Below are 14,786 nucleotides of genomic sequence, written 5' to 3'. Positions count from 1 at the left end.
GTCGTCACTCGTAGAACCGCGCTGCACTCAGGGCCCGAGCCATGAACGTCCAGTCACCGTCGGCCGGTAGCTCTTGGCCGTGGTTCGCGTACCACCCCGGGGCGTCGCCCACCCACGCTTCCAGAGCCTCCAAGAAGCTGTCCAGCGTCCGGTTCTCCCACTGGTCGCCCTTACTTCGAAGTCCTGCCGCAGACGCCTCAGAAAGCCGCTCAGGGCCTCGCGGTCGGCAAGGCGTTGTTGGGCCACAGTGGTACTGGCACGCGCTCGTCTCCCCAGTCTTTGAGTCTGAGTCTGACTTGGTAGTTGTGATCAGCGTGTGAGACCACGTTTCCGCTGATCGCGAACCCCACTGGGGGCGGGACGGTTCCATGCGGTGCGGCAAAGACCTCTGCCAGTCCCACCGCGTCCGGCACTCCGTGGATCTGCACGAACACGCCGAAGGGCTGGCGGCCGATGACCTTGCCAGTCACGGCGGCGCCGACTGGCAGCGCGGCCACAGTTGCCGGCCATGCGCGTCGTATGCCCTCTGGTGTTGGATCACCTACACCCGTCGGCCACGTGTACTCCGTCATGCGCCGCATCCCCCGGTGATCGTGTACTTGAACCTCTGGCCCCATCCTTATCAGGTCGACATGAGGAGACGGCGACGTCGGGCGACCGCCTGGAGTCCTCGGCCGATGATCCGCTGAGGTCCAGCGCTGACCGCCGAAGTTCGCGCTTGTTGGTGTCAGCCGTTGATGTCAGACACTGGGTGCCCTCTTGACAGAACCGACCGTCGCGTCGGCAGGCGAACAGGGCAATACCCCTAAGATCCGCCTCGCGTAACAAGCAGCGTGAAGGGTGCACTTATGGAACAGGTGAAGTACGTCCGGTTCGAGGGAACAGTGAGGCATCCACGGGGGCACTTCCCTGGGATCTTCGTGCTGGCCAATGAGTTGGCGGCGCAGGGCAAATTGACTGACCATCAGTATCGGTTCTGGCGGAGCAACAACGACTGGTACGACACCAATTACACCAACCCCACCAGCGTCGATCCTGAGATCTACGACCCGCAGGTGCATCCAGGTGCTGTGGCCTGGTTCAAACCATCTGCCCAACATCTCATCAAGCGTGTGGACGGATATCTAGAGCTTCTAGCCTCGCACGGTGTCGAATGCCGTCGACTGGAGTCTTCGAACCCTGGCAAAGTCATCTACGAGGATACGGATCAGGTCGTGGTCATCCCCGCGGAACAGCCGAGCAGCACCTCCACAACTGCCTGACCACCAACCTCCCCAGCTCCCATCCCGTCCGCCGTCGACCCACACACTGTGGAGCGGGCGTGGTTCATGGCGTCCAGGTGGAGCGCGCCACTGCACGAACGACCTGGACGCCATGGGCCGCGTCTGCTCGGCTCTGCCTGGGTCAGCGGTGGACGGGATGGGAGCTCCCCGCGCACGCCACTACGGGCCCGCAGTCGGGAACGGCGCCCCCTCCATCTCGGTGCCGGCCGATCCCCCGCCGCCCCGCAGCAGACCCTGTACCACCCCACAGTGCGCGAGACCTACTCCGGACTGGAAGCGGCCAAGCGCAGAATGCCGGACACCTTCAACAACTTCGGTTTCTGGCTATGTATGTGATGCTGCGTCAAGCGAAGGCCGGGGCTATCAGCGATGTCTCAGCGGAGCGAGTGCCGCGTCAGGCGACGTTCGTCCCGTTGACGATCTGACGTAACTGCCTGTCGGCGGTGCGCACTTGTTCCGCCGGATGATGTCGCGGCGGATCAGGCTGCCTGTTGGTCACGCCGCCGGTGTTCGCTGAACGCGCCGATCGGGAATGGACCACGATCGGCGCGTCGCGGACCGCAGCGGCACATGCCGTGACCGGCAACGTTCGCCGTGCCTCGATGGAGTCCGGGGCGACTGGATCTCGTCCGCGATCAGCCACGGGTATCCAGGCCGCCGTTTCGATCAAGAGCTGCTCGGATCTGGCTGAGCCACTCTGCGCCCAGCCGGCGCCCGTCCGGGAATTGGTCGCCTCGATCCCAGCGCCACGTCGTGATCATCGCCAGCACGAGGATCCGGCACTCGCGCAGCAGGTCCTGATCGACACCCGGATAGTGATCGCCGACTTCTTCCGGCGCATGGGCGAGGTCGAATTCGACGGGCCCACGGCAACACGTCTCAAGGTCTATGAACAGCAGCCCGTTCTTCGTCGTCAGCACGTTGCCCGGATGCGGCTCGCCGTGCAGCAACTGGTCGGCGCCGCCGCGCTCGCCGATCAGTCGTCTCAGTTTTCGCAACGTGCCGCCGAGTAGTTCCCGGTCCGCGTCGGCGAGCGCCGGAGTGCGGTCGCGGTTCGCCACGAGTTGCTGAGCCTGCTCGACCCGATCCGTGAAGTGCGGGGTCAGGGCCGGGACATCGAGCGTGCGCATGCCGGCATGGAGCTGCTTGAGCGCGTTGGCGTAGTCGGCCGGTGAGACCGCTTGATCTGTCACGGGTTCGTAGTAGGTCCACAACGTGACCACGAAGCCATCCCGCTCATAGACGCGTGGCTCCACTCGAGGCTCGAGAGCGGCCACAGGGCACCCGGCTTCGGCGAGCCGCTGAGCGAGCTCGATCTCGAACTGGGCGACCTGATCGGCTACGGGTGCCACCCGGGCCAGGGTGTCGCAAGGCAGCAGACGCAGAGTGAGCTTGTTCGAGTCATGGAGAACGATCGCGTCGTCGGCTGTCAGGCCAAGTGATGAAGCGATCGACATGGCCGCGGACACCGCACGCGAACCCTCTGACGCCTGCATCGTCGCCCGGCCCCTCTCTCCTGACCGCTGCCATAACTGCTCTTCATGCGGTGCGACCTGACATTCAACCGCCGTCACAGCACGTCTGCCAGCGAATATCCACGCCACCAGTCACCCATCGAGATGGCGTCTATACGCGGGTAGTTCGAGGGCGCCCTGAAAACGGACTGGCAACGGGCCAGTGGGTGGGAGAACACCCCTCAGTGGTGCACCCGATCGGCCGCCCGCGAAGGCACATACGACGCCACCAACCGCTCCCGCCCCACCGACGGAGTCACCCCGCGCCGGTCCACCACGTACGCGACCCCCGCGACACCCAGGCCCAGCAGGGCCAACCCGGCCCCCACCGTCGCCGGAGACGTCACGCCGAAGCCCGCCGTCAAGGCGAGGCCCCCGATCCACGCTCCCCCGGCGTTCGCCAGGTTGAAGGCCGCCTGGTTCGCCGAGGACGCCAGGGACGGGGCCGTCGACGCCCTCTCCATCACCATCAGGTTGAGCGGCGAGCCCGTGACGAACGCCGCCACGCCGAGCAGCACGACCGCCAGGGCCGCGCTCCACGGCGTACTCATCAGCAGCGGGAACGCGCCCAGGACCACGATCAGCGACACCAGGCCGCCGAACAGGGTGCCCCGCATCGCGTGGTCCGCGAGACGGCCGCCCAGCAGGTTGCCGATCGTCGCGCCGACCCCGAACAGGGCCAGCAGCAGGGTCACGCTGGAGTCGGCGTAGCCGGCGGAGTCCGTGAGCATCGGGGTGATGTAGCTGTACGCCGAGAAGAGGGCGCCGAAGCCCGCCACCGTCGTACCGAGGGCCAGCCAGACCGGTACCGAGCGCAGGGCGGCCAGTTCGCCGCGCAGGCCTGCCCGCGGTGCTGCCGCCCGGTCGTGCGGGATCAGCAGCGCCAGAGCCGCTATCGCCGCCACGCCGATCACACTCACGCCGAGGAAGGTCGCCCGCCAGCCCAGCTGCTGCCCCATCGCCGTCGCCACGGGGACGCCGAGCACGTTCGCGACCGTCAGGCCCAGGAACATCAACGACACCGAGCGTGCCTTGCGCTCCGGGGCGGCCATGGTCGTGGCCACCACCGCACCGACGCCGAAGAAGGCGCCGTGCGGCAGCCCACTCAGGAAGCGGGCGGCGAGCAGGTAGTCGTAGTCAGGTGCGAACGCCGACAACGCGTTGCCGACCACGAACAGGCCCATCAACCCGATCAGCACCTTCCGGCGCGACATCCGGGCCGTGACCGCCGCGAGCAGCGGGGCGCCGATGACGACACCCAGCGCGTACGCCGAGACCAGGTGCCCGGCGGACGGGATCGAGACGCCCAGGTCGTCGGCGACGTCGGGCAGCAGGCCCATCATCACGAACTCGGTCGTGCCGATACCGAAAGCACCCACGGCGAGGGCGAGCAGGGCCAGGGGTGTGGTCCTGCGGGCGGACAAGGAGGTCGGCGTGGGCCGGGACATCAGAGCGGGGGCCTTTCGAAGGGTGCGGTGGGCGTAGGTCCGTACAGTTTATGTTCAAGTACGGAACAAAGACTCCCACGCCCAGTATTCCCCCGGCGTCCCCCCGGGTTACGAGCCGGTTGCCGACGCCGGAATCTTCACCCTCGCCACGATCGGCAGGTGGTCGCTCGCCGTGCGCGGCAGCGACCACGAGCTGACCGGCTCCACGCCCTGGACCATGATCTGGTCGATCCGCGCCATCGGGAACGACGCCGGCCAGCTGAACCCGAACCCGCTGCCCGACGCGCCCTGTGTGGAGCGCATCTGGGCGGTGACGGCGTTGAGGGCGCGGTCGTTCATCGTGCCGTTCAGGTCGCCGAGCAGGATCTTGCGCGTCAGCTTCTCGTCGAAGAGCGCCTCGCCCAGCGCGTTGGCGCTCCTGTCGCGCTGGCGGGCCGTGAAGCCGGCCTCCATCTTCACGCGTACCGACGGGAGGTGGGCGACGTACACCGCGACCGGCCCCTCCGGCGTCGCCACGGTGGCGCGCATCGCTCGCGTCCAGCCCAGCTTGATGTCCACCGGGCGGGAGGCGCTGATCGGGTACTTGCTCCACAGGCCGACGGTGCCCTGCACCGAGTGGTACTTGTACGTCGACGCGAGGGCCTTCTCGTACGTCGGGACCGCCGTCTCCGTCAGCTCCTCCAGGGCGAGGAGGTCGGCGCCGGAGCCGGCCACCTCGCGGGCGGTGCCGGACGGGTCCGGGTTCTCCGCGTTGACGTTGTGGGTGGCCACCGTCAGGTTGCCGCCGGTGCCGGCGTTGCTGCCGAGCAGCCCGCCGAAGAGGTTGAACCAGACCGCCGTGGGCAGCACCACCGCGATCAGCGCGGTCGCGGAGCGCCGGACCAGCGCGACGATCAGCAGCACCGGTACGGAGACGATGCCGAACCAGGGCAGGAACGTCTCGCTGAGGCTGCCGAGGTTGCCGATCCGGTTGGGGATCTGCGCGTGCAGCAGCATCACCAGGGCGAGCAGTATCGCCAGCGCCGCCGTGATCAGCCCTCGCCGCCAGATTCTCGGATCGCCCCGCCAGCCCGCCGCCAGACGGCTCATCAGGCGCCGAAGCCGGGGTCCCCGGCGCTCGGGTCCCGAGCCTCCGTTGTCCGTCTCCGTCATGTACGCCTGCTGGGCCATACCGTCGCCTCACAACCTGCCGTGCTCACCGTCCGTCCCCCGCCTCTAAGACCCTAGGGGATGATCGGTTCCGATCTCGCCGTCCCATGACGGCCGTACGGGGACGATGACGAACAAGTCGGCGCGACCAGTTCCGGTTGTCGTCCACAGGTTGTCCTCTGTGACGAAACACGCACAGTCGAGCGTCTACTGTCCCAACAGACGTACGAATTCCCGCTTACGGGGCGATCGGCCGCAAACCTTCCAGCAGCGTGTCCACGATCTGCTCCGCGAGGCCCTCCGGCAGTTCCGCCTCGGGGCGCAGTACGGCGCGCAGGAGCATGGGGCCGAGGAAGAGGTCGTACATCATCGTGACGTCGATGTCCGGGCGCACCTCGCCGTTCTGCTGGCCTCGGCGCAGGAGTTCGGCTCCGAGCAGGCGGCGCGGTTCGACGACGGTGGCGTGGTAGGCGGCCCAGAGCTTGGGGCTGCTCTTCATCTGGGCCTGGACGTTGTGCAGGAACGCCGAGGACCGGTGGGCCAGTCCGCGCCGGCGCAGCGTCTCCAGCAGGACGACCAGGTCGTCGCGCACCGATGTGCCGGGCAGCTTCGGGTCCGCGGGCTCCATGACGCGCATGACGTCGACGAAGAGCTCCTCCTTGCCCGGCCAGCGGCGGTAGATGGTGGCCTTGCCGACACCGGCGGTACGGGCCACCCGCTCGATGGAGATGTCCGCGAGCGGTACGCCTTCCTCCAGGAGCTGCATCACGCCCTCGATGATGGAGCGCTCCACGGCTTCGCTCCGGGGACGGCCGCGGGTACTCGTCCGATCGGTACTGCTCCGCTCGGTGGCGGTCCGATCGGTGGCGGTCCCGTCGGCCAGATCGTCCGCGAGGTTCACGCGACCTGCTCCTTTCGTTGTCATGCGTACTGCGTATTACGTACTACGTATTGCGTACTCCCTTGATTCTCCCCGCTGTTCAGTGGTCCGCAGACGCCAACTGCGGCTTCCCCTCGCCTTCTTGGGGTTCGGCCGGGCGGCCCGGCAGGCACAGGGCGACGACCAGGGCACCCACGAGGGCGACACCCGCGCCGCACAGCGCGGTGATGTGCATCGCGTGCAGGAACGCGTCGTTGGCGGGGGCGACCAGGGCATCGCCCTTCGGGCCGAGCTTCGCGGCGACGCCGAGGGTGGCCTCGATGGACTCGCCCGCGGTGTGCCGTAGGTCGGCGGGCAGCACGCCGAGCTTGTCCTCGATGTCGCTGCGGTAGGCCGCCGAGAGGACCGAGCCGAGTACGGCGATCCCGAGCGCGCCGCCGACCTGGCGGAAGGTGTTGCTGAGCGCGGACGCCGAGCCGGCCTTCTCGCGGGGCAGCGCCTGCATGATGACGACGCTGGTCGGCGTCATGATGTGCGCCATACCGGCACCCATCAGGAAGAAGACGACTTCCAGCACCCAGATCGGGGTGTCGGTCTCGAACGAGGCGAACGCGGCCAGGGTCGCGGCGATCAGGAGCATGGCGGCGGTGGTCGTGGCCCGGTTGCCGAACCGGTCGACGGCCAGCCGGGCGCGCGGCGCGAAGATCAGCTGGGCGGCGGCCAGCGGCAGCATCAGCAGGCCGGTCTGGAGGGGCGAGTAGCCGCGCACGCTCTGGGTGTAGAAGACCGAGAAGAAGGTCACGCCCATCAGCGCGAAGAACACGAGCGCGATGACCGACATCGCCGCCGAGAAGGTCTTGTTGCGGAAGTACGTCACGTCGATGGACGGGTGGTCGCTGCGCTTCTCGAACAGCACGAAGCCGACGAGTACGGCGAGACCGGCGCCGATGGTCGCCAGTACCTGCGGGTCGGTGAAGTCGGCGAGCTGGCCGCCCTTGATGATGCCGTAGACGAGCAGGACCAGTCCTACGACGGACAGCAGGACCCCTACGGGGTCGATACGGCCGGGCTTCGGGTCGCGGGAGTCGGGCACCAGGACGGTCATCAGCACAAGGGCGATGATCACGATCGGCACGTTGATGAGGAAGACGGAGCCCCACCAGAAGTGGTCGAGGAGGACGCCTCCGGTGATCGGTCCGATGGCGATGGCGAGGCCGACACCGCCGGCCCAGATGCCGATGGCCTTGGGCTGCTCCTCGCGCTCGAAGACGTTCATGAGGACGGCGAGAGTGGCGGGCATCACAAAGGCGGAGCCGAGGCCCATCACGGCCCGGAAGACGATCAGCTCGGTGGGTGAGCCGGCGAAGGCGGCGAGGGCGGAACCGAGACCGAACACGGCGAGACCGCCGAGCAGCACCTTCTTGCGGCCCAGCCGGTCGCCGAGGATCCCGGCGGTGAACAGCAGCCCGGCGAAGACGAGGGTGTAGGCGTTGATCGCCCACTCCAGCTCGCTCTGGGTGGCGCCGAGGCCGGTCGGGGCGGGGGTGGAGATGGTCTTGATGGCGACGTTGAGGATGGAGTTGTCGAGCACCACGATCAGCAGGCTGAGCATGAGCACACCGAGGATCGCCCAGCGTCGCCGGTGCACGGCCTCGGGGATCCGGGGGCCGGGGGTCGGTGGGCCGACAGGAGTAGTCATGCCGACCAGCCTAAAGCCTATTTCGATACGATACCGTCTCGTATCGAAATCCTTTACCGAGATCTTACGCATGGGAGTGCGAGACGTTCAGCACACAGGGCGCCCTCCATGGGCGACCACTAGCCGTTCCCGGACGAGAGGTGCCACCATGGAGGCGATCCGGGGACGCCGTCAGGGCGCCTCGAGATGATTGAAGGAGCCGTTGCGATGACGCAGCTTCAGCCTGCCCACCAGACCCCCGCCGGCAGCACCAACGCGACGAACGCGCTGTACGGGGGCAAGGGCACACGCCGCATCACGGTCCGGGACATCACCGCCGCCAAGGAGCGCGGCGAGAAGTGGCCCATGCTCACCGCGTACGACGCGATGACCGCGTCCGTCTTCGACGAGGCCGGCATCCCGGTCATGCTGGTCGGCGACTCGGCGGGCAACTGTCACCTGGGATACGAGTCGACCGTACCCGTCACCCTCGACGAGATGACCATGCTCTCGGCGGCGGTCGTCCGGGGTACGAGCCGGGCACTGATCGTCGGCGACCTGCCCTTCGGTTCCTACCAGGAGGGCCCGGTGCAGGCGCTGCGCTCGGCGACGCGGCTGGTGAAGGAGGCGGGCGTCGGTGCCGTCAAGCTGGAGGGCGGGGAGCGTTCGCACCGCCAGATCGAGCTGCTGGTCGAGTCCGGCATCCCGGTGATGGCCCACATCGGGCTGACCCCCCAGTCCGTGAACTCCATGGGCTACCGCGTCCAGGGGCGCGGCGAAGAGGCCGCCCAGCAGCTGCTGCGGGACGCGAAGTCCGTGCAGGACGCGGGGGCGTTCGCGGTGGTCCTGGAGCTGGTGCCGGCGGAGCTGGCCGCCGAGGTCACGCGGACGCTGCACATCCCCACGGTGGGGATCGGGGCGGGGGCGGAGACGGACGCGCAGGTGCTGGTGTGGACGGACATGCTGGGGCTGACCGGGGGGCGGATGCCGAAGTTCGTCAAGCAGTACGCGAATCTGCGTGAGGTCATGGGGAACGCGGCGAAGGCGTTCGCGGAGGATGTGACCGGCGGGACGTTCCCGCTGGAGGAGCACTCCGTCCACTGACCGTCCGCCGGTCGTCCACTGACGACCACTCGGTTCACGGAGCCCACTGAGCGACTGCGGCACGAGAGCAGCCCGCCGACTTCCCCCATCGGCGGGCTGCGGGCTTTGGTTCTCGCCCCCGCCGCCCCTAACCGGCCCCTGCTCGGGGGCTGCGCCCCCCGAACCCCTGCTACGGCCCTGAACGGGCCTTGTCCTCAAACTCCGCCAGAGGGGAGACCCCCAGACGGGCTGGAGATGCGGGTCGGCACCAAAAGGTGAACACCGGGTGGGGCCGATTGGCGCTGCCGGTGGTCCTGTCGGTGGTCTGTAGGTGGTTTGTCGGTGGGGGGTGACAGGTTCGGTGCATGACGCGAATCGACAACCGCCCCGCCAACGGGGCCACGAGTGCCGTTTCCGTACGGGGGCTGGTCAAGCACTACGGCGAGACCAAGGCGCTGGACGGCGTCGACCTGGACGTCCGGGAAGGCACCGTACTCGGGGTGCTCGGGCCCAATGGCGCCGGCAAGACCACCCTCGTACGCATCCTGTCCACCCTGCTGCAGCCCGACTCCGGGCACGCGACCGTCGCCGGGTACGACGTCCTGCGCCAGCCCCGGCAGCTGCGGCGCGTGATCGGTCTCACCGGTCAGTACGCCTCCGTGGACGAGAAGCTCCCGGGCTGGGAGAACCTGTACATGATCGGGCGGCTCCTCGACCTGCCCCGTAAGGACGCCCGCGCCCGGGCCGACGAGTTGCTGGAGCGGTTCTCGCTCACCGACGCGGCCAAGCGGCCGGCGAGCACGTACTCCGGCGGTATGCGGCGGCGGCTGGACCTGGCCGCCTCGATGATCGGCCGGCCAGTCGTCCTCTTCCTCGACGAGCCCACCACCGGCCTCGACCCCCGTACCCGCAAGGAGGTCTGGACCGAGGTCAAGCGGATGGTCGGCGACGGGGTGACCGTGCTGCTCACCACCCAGTACATGGAGGAGGCCGAACACCTCGCATCCGAGCTGGCCGTCATCGACCGGGGGAAGGTCGTCGCCGGTGGTGGCATCGACGCGCTGAAGGCGAAGGTCGGCGGCCGTACCCTGCGGATCCGGCCGGCCGATCCGCTGCAACTGCGCCCGCTCGCCCGTGACCTCGACGACCTCGGCATCACCGGTCTCGCGACCACGGCCGTGGACACCGAGACCGGCAGTGTCCTGGTGCCGATCCTGAGCGACGAGCAACTCACCGCCGTGACCGGCGCGGTCGTCGCGCGCGGTATCACGATCGCCTCGATCTCCACCGAACTGCCCAGCCTGGACGAGGTGTTCCTGTCCCTCACCGGCCACCGCGCCGGCGCTCCGCAGGACGACGCCGTCACTCCCGCCGATACCCGAGAGGAGGTCACCGTATGAGCGCCACGACCGCAACCGCGACCAAGACGCCGACCACTGCCGTGAAAGGCATTCAGGACGACGGCCGTATTCCGCTGCGCGGACATCTCCGCCACACCAGTGCCCTCGTCCGTCGCAACCTGCTCTGGATCCGGCAGGACCCCGAGTCCATGTTCGACGCTCTGCTGATGCCGATCGTCTTCACCCTGCTGTTCGTGTTCGTCTTCGGCGGCTCGATCGGGCAGGCGACGGGCGGCGGGCAGGACGGGTATGTGCAGTACGTGATCCCCGGCATGATCGCGATGATGAGCATGACGCTGTCCCAGGGCGTCGGCACCGGCTTCAGCCAGGACTTCAACTCCGGTGTCATGGACCGTTTCCGGTCCCTGCCGATCGGGCGCGGCTCGGTGCTGTTCGCGAAGATCTCGGTCGAGCTGATCCGGATGCTGTTCGCGACCACCGTGCTGATGATCGTCGCTGTGCTGGTCGGTTTCGACATCAAGCACTGGGTCGGCCTGTTCGCGGCCGTAGGCCTGTCAACGCTGTTCGCCTCGTCGATCATGTGGGTGTTCCTCACCCTGGGCGTGATCCTGAAGAACGCGCAGTCCGTGCAGGCGATGGGCTTCCTGGTGCTGTTCCCGCTGCAGTTCGGTTCGTCGATCTTCGCCCCGACGCAGTCGATGCCGGGCTGGCTCCAGGCGTTCACCGACTACAACCCGCTGTCCACGCTCGCGGACGCGGCGCGCGGACTGATGGTGGGCGGTCCGGTGGCGCACGACCTGTGGGTGACCATCGGCTGGTCGGTGGCCATCACCGCGGTGATGGCGCCGGTCGCCATCCACAAGTTCCGTACGAAGAGCTGAAGAGCCGAAGAGCTGGCAACGGCGCGTCGGATGTCAGATGAGGGCGGTCGCCTCCCCGGGGGAGAGGCGACCGCCCTCCGCGTACGCGGCCTCGTACGCCTCGTCGCCGAGCACGTCGCGGACCGCGCGGACGGCGCGGGTGCGCACCTCACGCTCCACGCGTCCGGAGACATGGCCGGGCGGCAGCAGCCCGTCGGCGGCGCCCAGACAGCGGGCCGCGTCGCGGGCGCGGCCGGGGTCGGAGCCTACGAGGGCGGCGGCACCGGTGGTCAGGATGGTGGGACGCAGGTGGGGGGCGATGGCGCGGGACAGCTCGTCGTCGGCGCGGGCCGCCGCCTGTCGCGTCTTGGCGAGGGCTTCCTCGTACTGGCCTTCCACGACGTCCAGCCAGGACTCCGAGCTGAGGATGAACGCGTCGAAGACGACGAACGAGGCGGCTCCGAACTCCTGGCGCAGCAGCCGGAGCTGCTCACGCGCCTCGGGGACCCGGTCGGTGATGCCGAGCCAGGCCGCGAGGAAGAGCCGGGCGGCGGGCATGGCCTCGTTGACCATCCCGGCCGCCTTCTCGATCACGTCGCGCAGCATTTGTTCGCCCTCGTCGGTCCGGCCCGCCTCCAGGAACACGTTGCCGAGCCGGGCGGCGAGTACGGTCTTCTGGGCGCGGGCGCCGAGTTGGTCGGCCAGTTCCATCGCGTCCCGGAAGTCGGTGGCGGCGCTGTCGTACTCGGCCTTGCGTTCGTGGGCCTCGCCGCGTGCGGAGAGCGCCTCGGCGGCGCCCCAGGCGTCCCCGAGACGGCGGAAGATCTCCAGCGCCTCGTCGGCGTCGCGGGTCGCGTCGCCGGCCCAGTCGCTGCGGTTGGCGAGGATGTTGGCGCGCATCTGAAGACAGGCGGCGAGTTCCCACTCGAAGTCGGGGGCCGCGCCGCGGCAGGTGCGCACGGACTCGCTGACGATGACGCTGAGCCGCTCCATGTCGCGGGTGAGCAGGACGGCGTAGAACCAGAGGAGGCCGGGGTAGCGGCAGGTCTGCGGGACGCCGGGTTCGTAGACCTCGGTGATGGCGCGCAGTTTCTGCCGGGCCTCCGGCGTCTGCCAGGCCTCCAACTCCAGGTCCATGGAGGCGAGATGGATGAGGTGGACGCCGCGCCGGGCCTCTTCGAGGAGCTCCCCGCGCCAGGGGGGCGGGGTGTCCGTGCAGCGCTCCCACACGGGCTGGGCGGGGCGGATCGGGTCGGCGAAGGGGTCGGGGCCGAGGTTCATGACCTCGCGGGACCAGTTGCGGCCGGCGAGACGCAGATCGCGCATCTGCCAGTACCAGGAGATCGACAGGACCAGGCAGAGCCCCTCCTGTTCGTCGCGTGCGGTGACGGCGTGGCGGAGGGCGGCGCGGATGTTCTCGCCCTCCCGCTGGAACACGTCGAGTGCGGCGAGCTGGCCGGGGCCGCGCAGCAACGCGTCGGTGGCGCGGGCGAGTTCGCGGAAGTACGTGAGGTGCGCGCGCTCGGCTTCGGGGCGGGCGCCGGCCTCGTCGAGGCGCTCACCGGCGTACTCGGCGACGGTCTCCAGGAGCCGGTAGCGCATCGCGCCCGCACCGTCCTCGTCCTCGTCCTCGTGCGAAGGGGCGGCCACGACAAGGGACTTGTCGACGAGCGAACCGAGCGCTTCGAACGCGGCGGGCCCGCACACCGCCTCGGCGGCGGCGAGGTCGCAGCCGCCCGCGAAGACGGACAGCCGGCGCAGGACGTCCCGTTCGTCCGCGTCGAGCAGGTCCCAGGACCAGTCGACGACGGCCCGCAGGGTCTGCTGGCGGGGCAGGACGGTACGGCTGCCGGAGGTGAGCAGCCGGAAACGGTCGTCGAGCCGGTCGGCGATCTGCCGCAGCGACAGCATCCGCAGCCGGGCGGCGGCCAGTTCGATGCCGAGCGGCAGCCCGTCGAGCCGCCGGCAGATCTCGGCGGCGGCCTCCGGGTCGTCCTCGACCCGGAACCCGGGCCGGGCGGCGGCCCCACGGTCGGCGAGCAGCCGTAGCGCGACGGGCTCGGGGAGCGGTTCGACGGGACGCACCAACTCCCCTGGTACGCCCAGGGGTTCACGGCTGGTGGCGAGCACGGTGACTCCCGGGCAGCGCACCAGCAGTTCCGCGACGAGATGCGCGGCGGCGTCGACGACGTGCTCGCAGTTGTCGAGGAGGATCAGCATCCGCCGGTTCGCGCAGTGCTCGACGAGGCGTACGAGGGGGTCGTCGTGGCGTTCGGCGGAGGCGACACGCATCTCCTCGGCGCCGGCCCCGCGCAGCACGGTCTCGCGGGCACCGACGGCGGTGAGCACGGCCTCCGGTACGGCGTCGGGGTCGACGACGGGCGCGAGTTCGGCCAGCCACACCCCGTCCGGCGCCCCGTTCCTCGTCCCGTCTCCGCTCCCGTCCCGCACGGCTTCGGCGGCCTCCTGCGACAACCGCGTCTTCCCGGCCCCGCCGGGCCCGAGCAGCGTCACGAGCCGGGCCGCCGCGAGGTCCCCCCGGATGGCCTCGATGTCCGCCTCCCGGCCGACGAAGGAGGTGAGACGGGCCCGCAGGTTGCCCGGGGGTGGAGGGGACGGCTGGGGTGCGGTGCGGGCCCCGGCGGAGGCTGCGGCGGACTCGGCGATGCCGGAGCGGGGGCCGCCGTCCGGCCCTGGGGCAGGTCCCGGCGCGGAGGGGGTCCCTGGGCCGGCCGCCCGTAAGGCGTGCGCACGCGCATCGTCCGGGCCGGGGGCCGCAGTGCTGCCGGCCCGTCCGGATATGCCGTCCGGTTTCAGCAACTCCGCGTACAGCGCCCGGAGTTCGGGACCCGGGTCCGCGCCGAGCCGGTTCGCCAGCAGCTGTCGTACGTCCTCGTACGCGGCCAGTGCCTGGGCCGGGCGGCCCGCGTCGCGCAGGGCGCGCAGGCGGAGGGCCTGGAGGGGCTCGTCCAGGGGGTGGCTGTCGCACAGGGCGGTCAGTTCGGGGAGCGACTGCTCCGCGGCGCCCAGGGCCAGGGCGGCGGTGAGGCGGGCGCGGCGCGCGTCCAGGCGGCGGGTCTCCCAGCGGGCGGCCTCGGCGGTGCGGTCGGGGAGGTCGGCGAGGGCCGGGCCGTGCCAGAGGGCGAGGGCGTCGTCGAGGGAGACCGCAGCCTTGGCGGGGTCGCCGTCGGCCAGCGCGCGCGTGCCCTCGCCGGCCAGCCGCTCGAAACGGTGCAGGTCGATGTCGTCGGGCGCGGCGCACAGCCGGTAGCCGCCCTCGGCCGAGGCGATGGCGGCCGGGCCGAGCGCGCGCCGCAGCCGGCCGACCAGCGCCTGCAGCGCGGCCGGCGCGTCGGCGGGCGCGTCCCCGTTCCACACCTCCTCCACCAGGACGCCCGCGGGCACGGTGCGGCCGGGTCGCAGGGCGAACACGGTCAGCAGGGCGCGCAGCCGCGCCCCGCCCACCGGGACGAAGGTGCCGTCGGGACGGAGTGCCTGGGTGGTGCCGAGGATGCGATAGCGCACGGATC

Annotated in this window: 12 protein-coding genes; 4 read left to right on the top strand and 8 right to left on the bottom strand. The window is 69.8% G+C overall.

The features are described 5' to 3' along the window. Positions 1 to 4 precede the first annotated feature (4 nt). Together OG734_RS48130 and OG734_RS35685 are read right to left on the bottom strand one after the other, a co-directional pair. The gene (locus OG734_RS48130; protein ID WP_443065123.1) at positions 5 to 310 is read right to left on the bottom strand and encodes a DUF7660 family protein; all 306 of its coding nucleotides are present in this window, start codon (positions 308 to 310) and stop codon (positions 5 to 7) included. After that, positions 210 to 572 (bottom strand): hypothetical protein, encoded by a 363-nt coding sequence (locus tag OG734_RS35685; protein ID WP_330291546.1) that lies wholly within the window; start codon positions 570 to 572, stop codon positions 210 to 212. Before OG734_RS35685 ends, OG734_RS48130 begins: the two co-directional genes overlap by 101 nt. A 276-nt stretch (positions 573 to 848) precedes the next feature. Here OG734_RS35685 and OG734_RS35680 point away from each other — a divergent pair, with 276 nt between their 5' ends. Then, positions 849 to 1,262, top strand: a complete 414-nt coding sequence (locus OG734_RS35680; protein ID WP_330291545.1) for a hypothetical protein — start codon at positions 849 to 851, stop codon at positions 1,260 to 1,262. 656 nt (positions 1,263 to 1,918) lie between these two features. Here OG734_RS35680 and OG734_RS35670 read toward each other — a convergent pair. The 5 genes from OG734_RS35670 to OG734_RS35650 form a co-directional block, all read right to left on the bottom strand. Then, positions 1,919 to 2,779, bottom strand: coding sequence for a phosphotransferase enzyme family protein (locus tag OG734_RS35670; protein ID WP_330291544.1), 861 nt, complete (start codon positions 2,777 to 2,779; stop codon positions 1,919 to 1,921). 200 nt (positions 2,780 to 2,979) lie between these two features. Beyond that, the gene (locus OG734_RS35665) at positions 2,980 to 4,245 is read right to left on the bottom strand and encodes an MFS transporter (protein ID WP_330291543.1); all 1,266 of its coding nucleotides are present in this window, start codon (positions 4,243 to 4,245) and stop codon (positions 2,980 to 2,982) included. A gap of 108 nt (positions 4,246 to 4,353) precedes the next feature. Next, positions 4,354 to 5,334: an endonuclease/exonuclease/phosphatase family protein gene (locus OG734_RS35660; RefSeq protein ID WP_443065122.1), complete on the bottom strand. Its 981-nt coding sequence runs from the start codon at positions 5,332 to 5,334 to the stop codon at positions 4,354 to 4,356. Between the two features lie 298 nt (positions 5,335 to 5,632). Then, positions 5,633 to 6,295, bottom strand: a complete 663-nt coding sequence (locus OG734_RS35655) for a TetR/AcrR family transcriptional regulator (RefSeq protein ID WP_330291541.1) — start codon at positions 6,293 to 6,295, stop codon at positions 5,633 to 5,635. A 79-nt stretch (positions 6,296 to 6,374) separates the two neighbouring features. Beyond that, the gene (locus OG734_RS35650) at positions 6,375 to 7,973 is read right to left on the bottom strand and encodes an MFS transporter (RefSeq protein ID WP_330291540.1); all 1,599 of its coding nucleotides are present in this window, start codon (positions 7,971 to 7,973) and stop codon (positions 6,375 to 6,377) included. A 207-nt stretch (positions 7,974 to 8,180) separates the two neighbouring features. Between OG734_RS35650 and panB the strand changes: the two genes are divergently transcribed. The 3 genes from panB to OG734_RS35635 all read left to right on the top strand — a co-directional run bounded on the left by panB (position 8,181) and on the right by OG734_RS35635 (position 11,277). Continuing rightward, entirely contained in the window at positions 8,181 to 9,056 is an 876-nt protein-coding gene (gene panB, locus OG734_RS35645) for a 3-methyl-2-oxobutanoate hydroxymethyltransferase (RefSeq protein ID WP_330291539.1), read from the top strand. A gap of 344 nt (positions 9,057 to 9,400) precedes the next feature. Beyond that, a complete protein-coding gene (locus OG734_RS35640) occupies positions 9,401 to 10,435 on the top strand; it encodes an ATP-binding cassette domain-containing protein (protein WP_330291538.1) in 1,035 nt (344 codons plus the stop codon). Continuing rightward, positions 10,432 to 11,277 carry an ABC transporter permease gene (locus OG734_RS35635; protein ID WP_330291537.1) on the top strand — a complete coding sequence of 282 codons (846 nt, stop codon included), beginning with the start codon at positions 10,432 to 10,434 and terminating at the stop codon, positions 11,275 to 11,277. The genes OG734_RS35640 and OG734_RS35635 overlap by 4 nt, the downstream gene beginning before the upstream one ends. A gap of 33 nt (positions 11,278 to 11,310) precedes the next feature. Here the strand turns inward: OG734_RS35635 and OG734_RS35630 are convergent, their stop codons facing one another. Further along, a complete protein-coding gene (locus tag OG734_RS35630) occupies positions 11,311 to 14,781 on the bottom strand; it encodes an AfsR/SARP family transcriptional regulator (RefSeq protein WP_330291536.1) in 3,471 nt (1,156 codons plus the stop codon). Positions 14,782 to 14,786 lie beyond the last annotated feature (5 nt).

Origin of the sequence: Streptomyces sp. NBC_00576, assembly GCF_036345175.1 — a bacterium.
Taxonomy (GTDB): domain Bacteria; phylum Actinomycetota; class Actinomycetes; order Streptomycetales; family Streptomycetaceae; genus Streptomyces.
The sequence above is the reverse complement of the archived record's forward strand: the minus strand, read 5'-3'. Positions and strand labels throughout refer to the sequence as shown.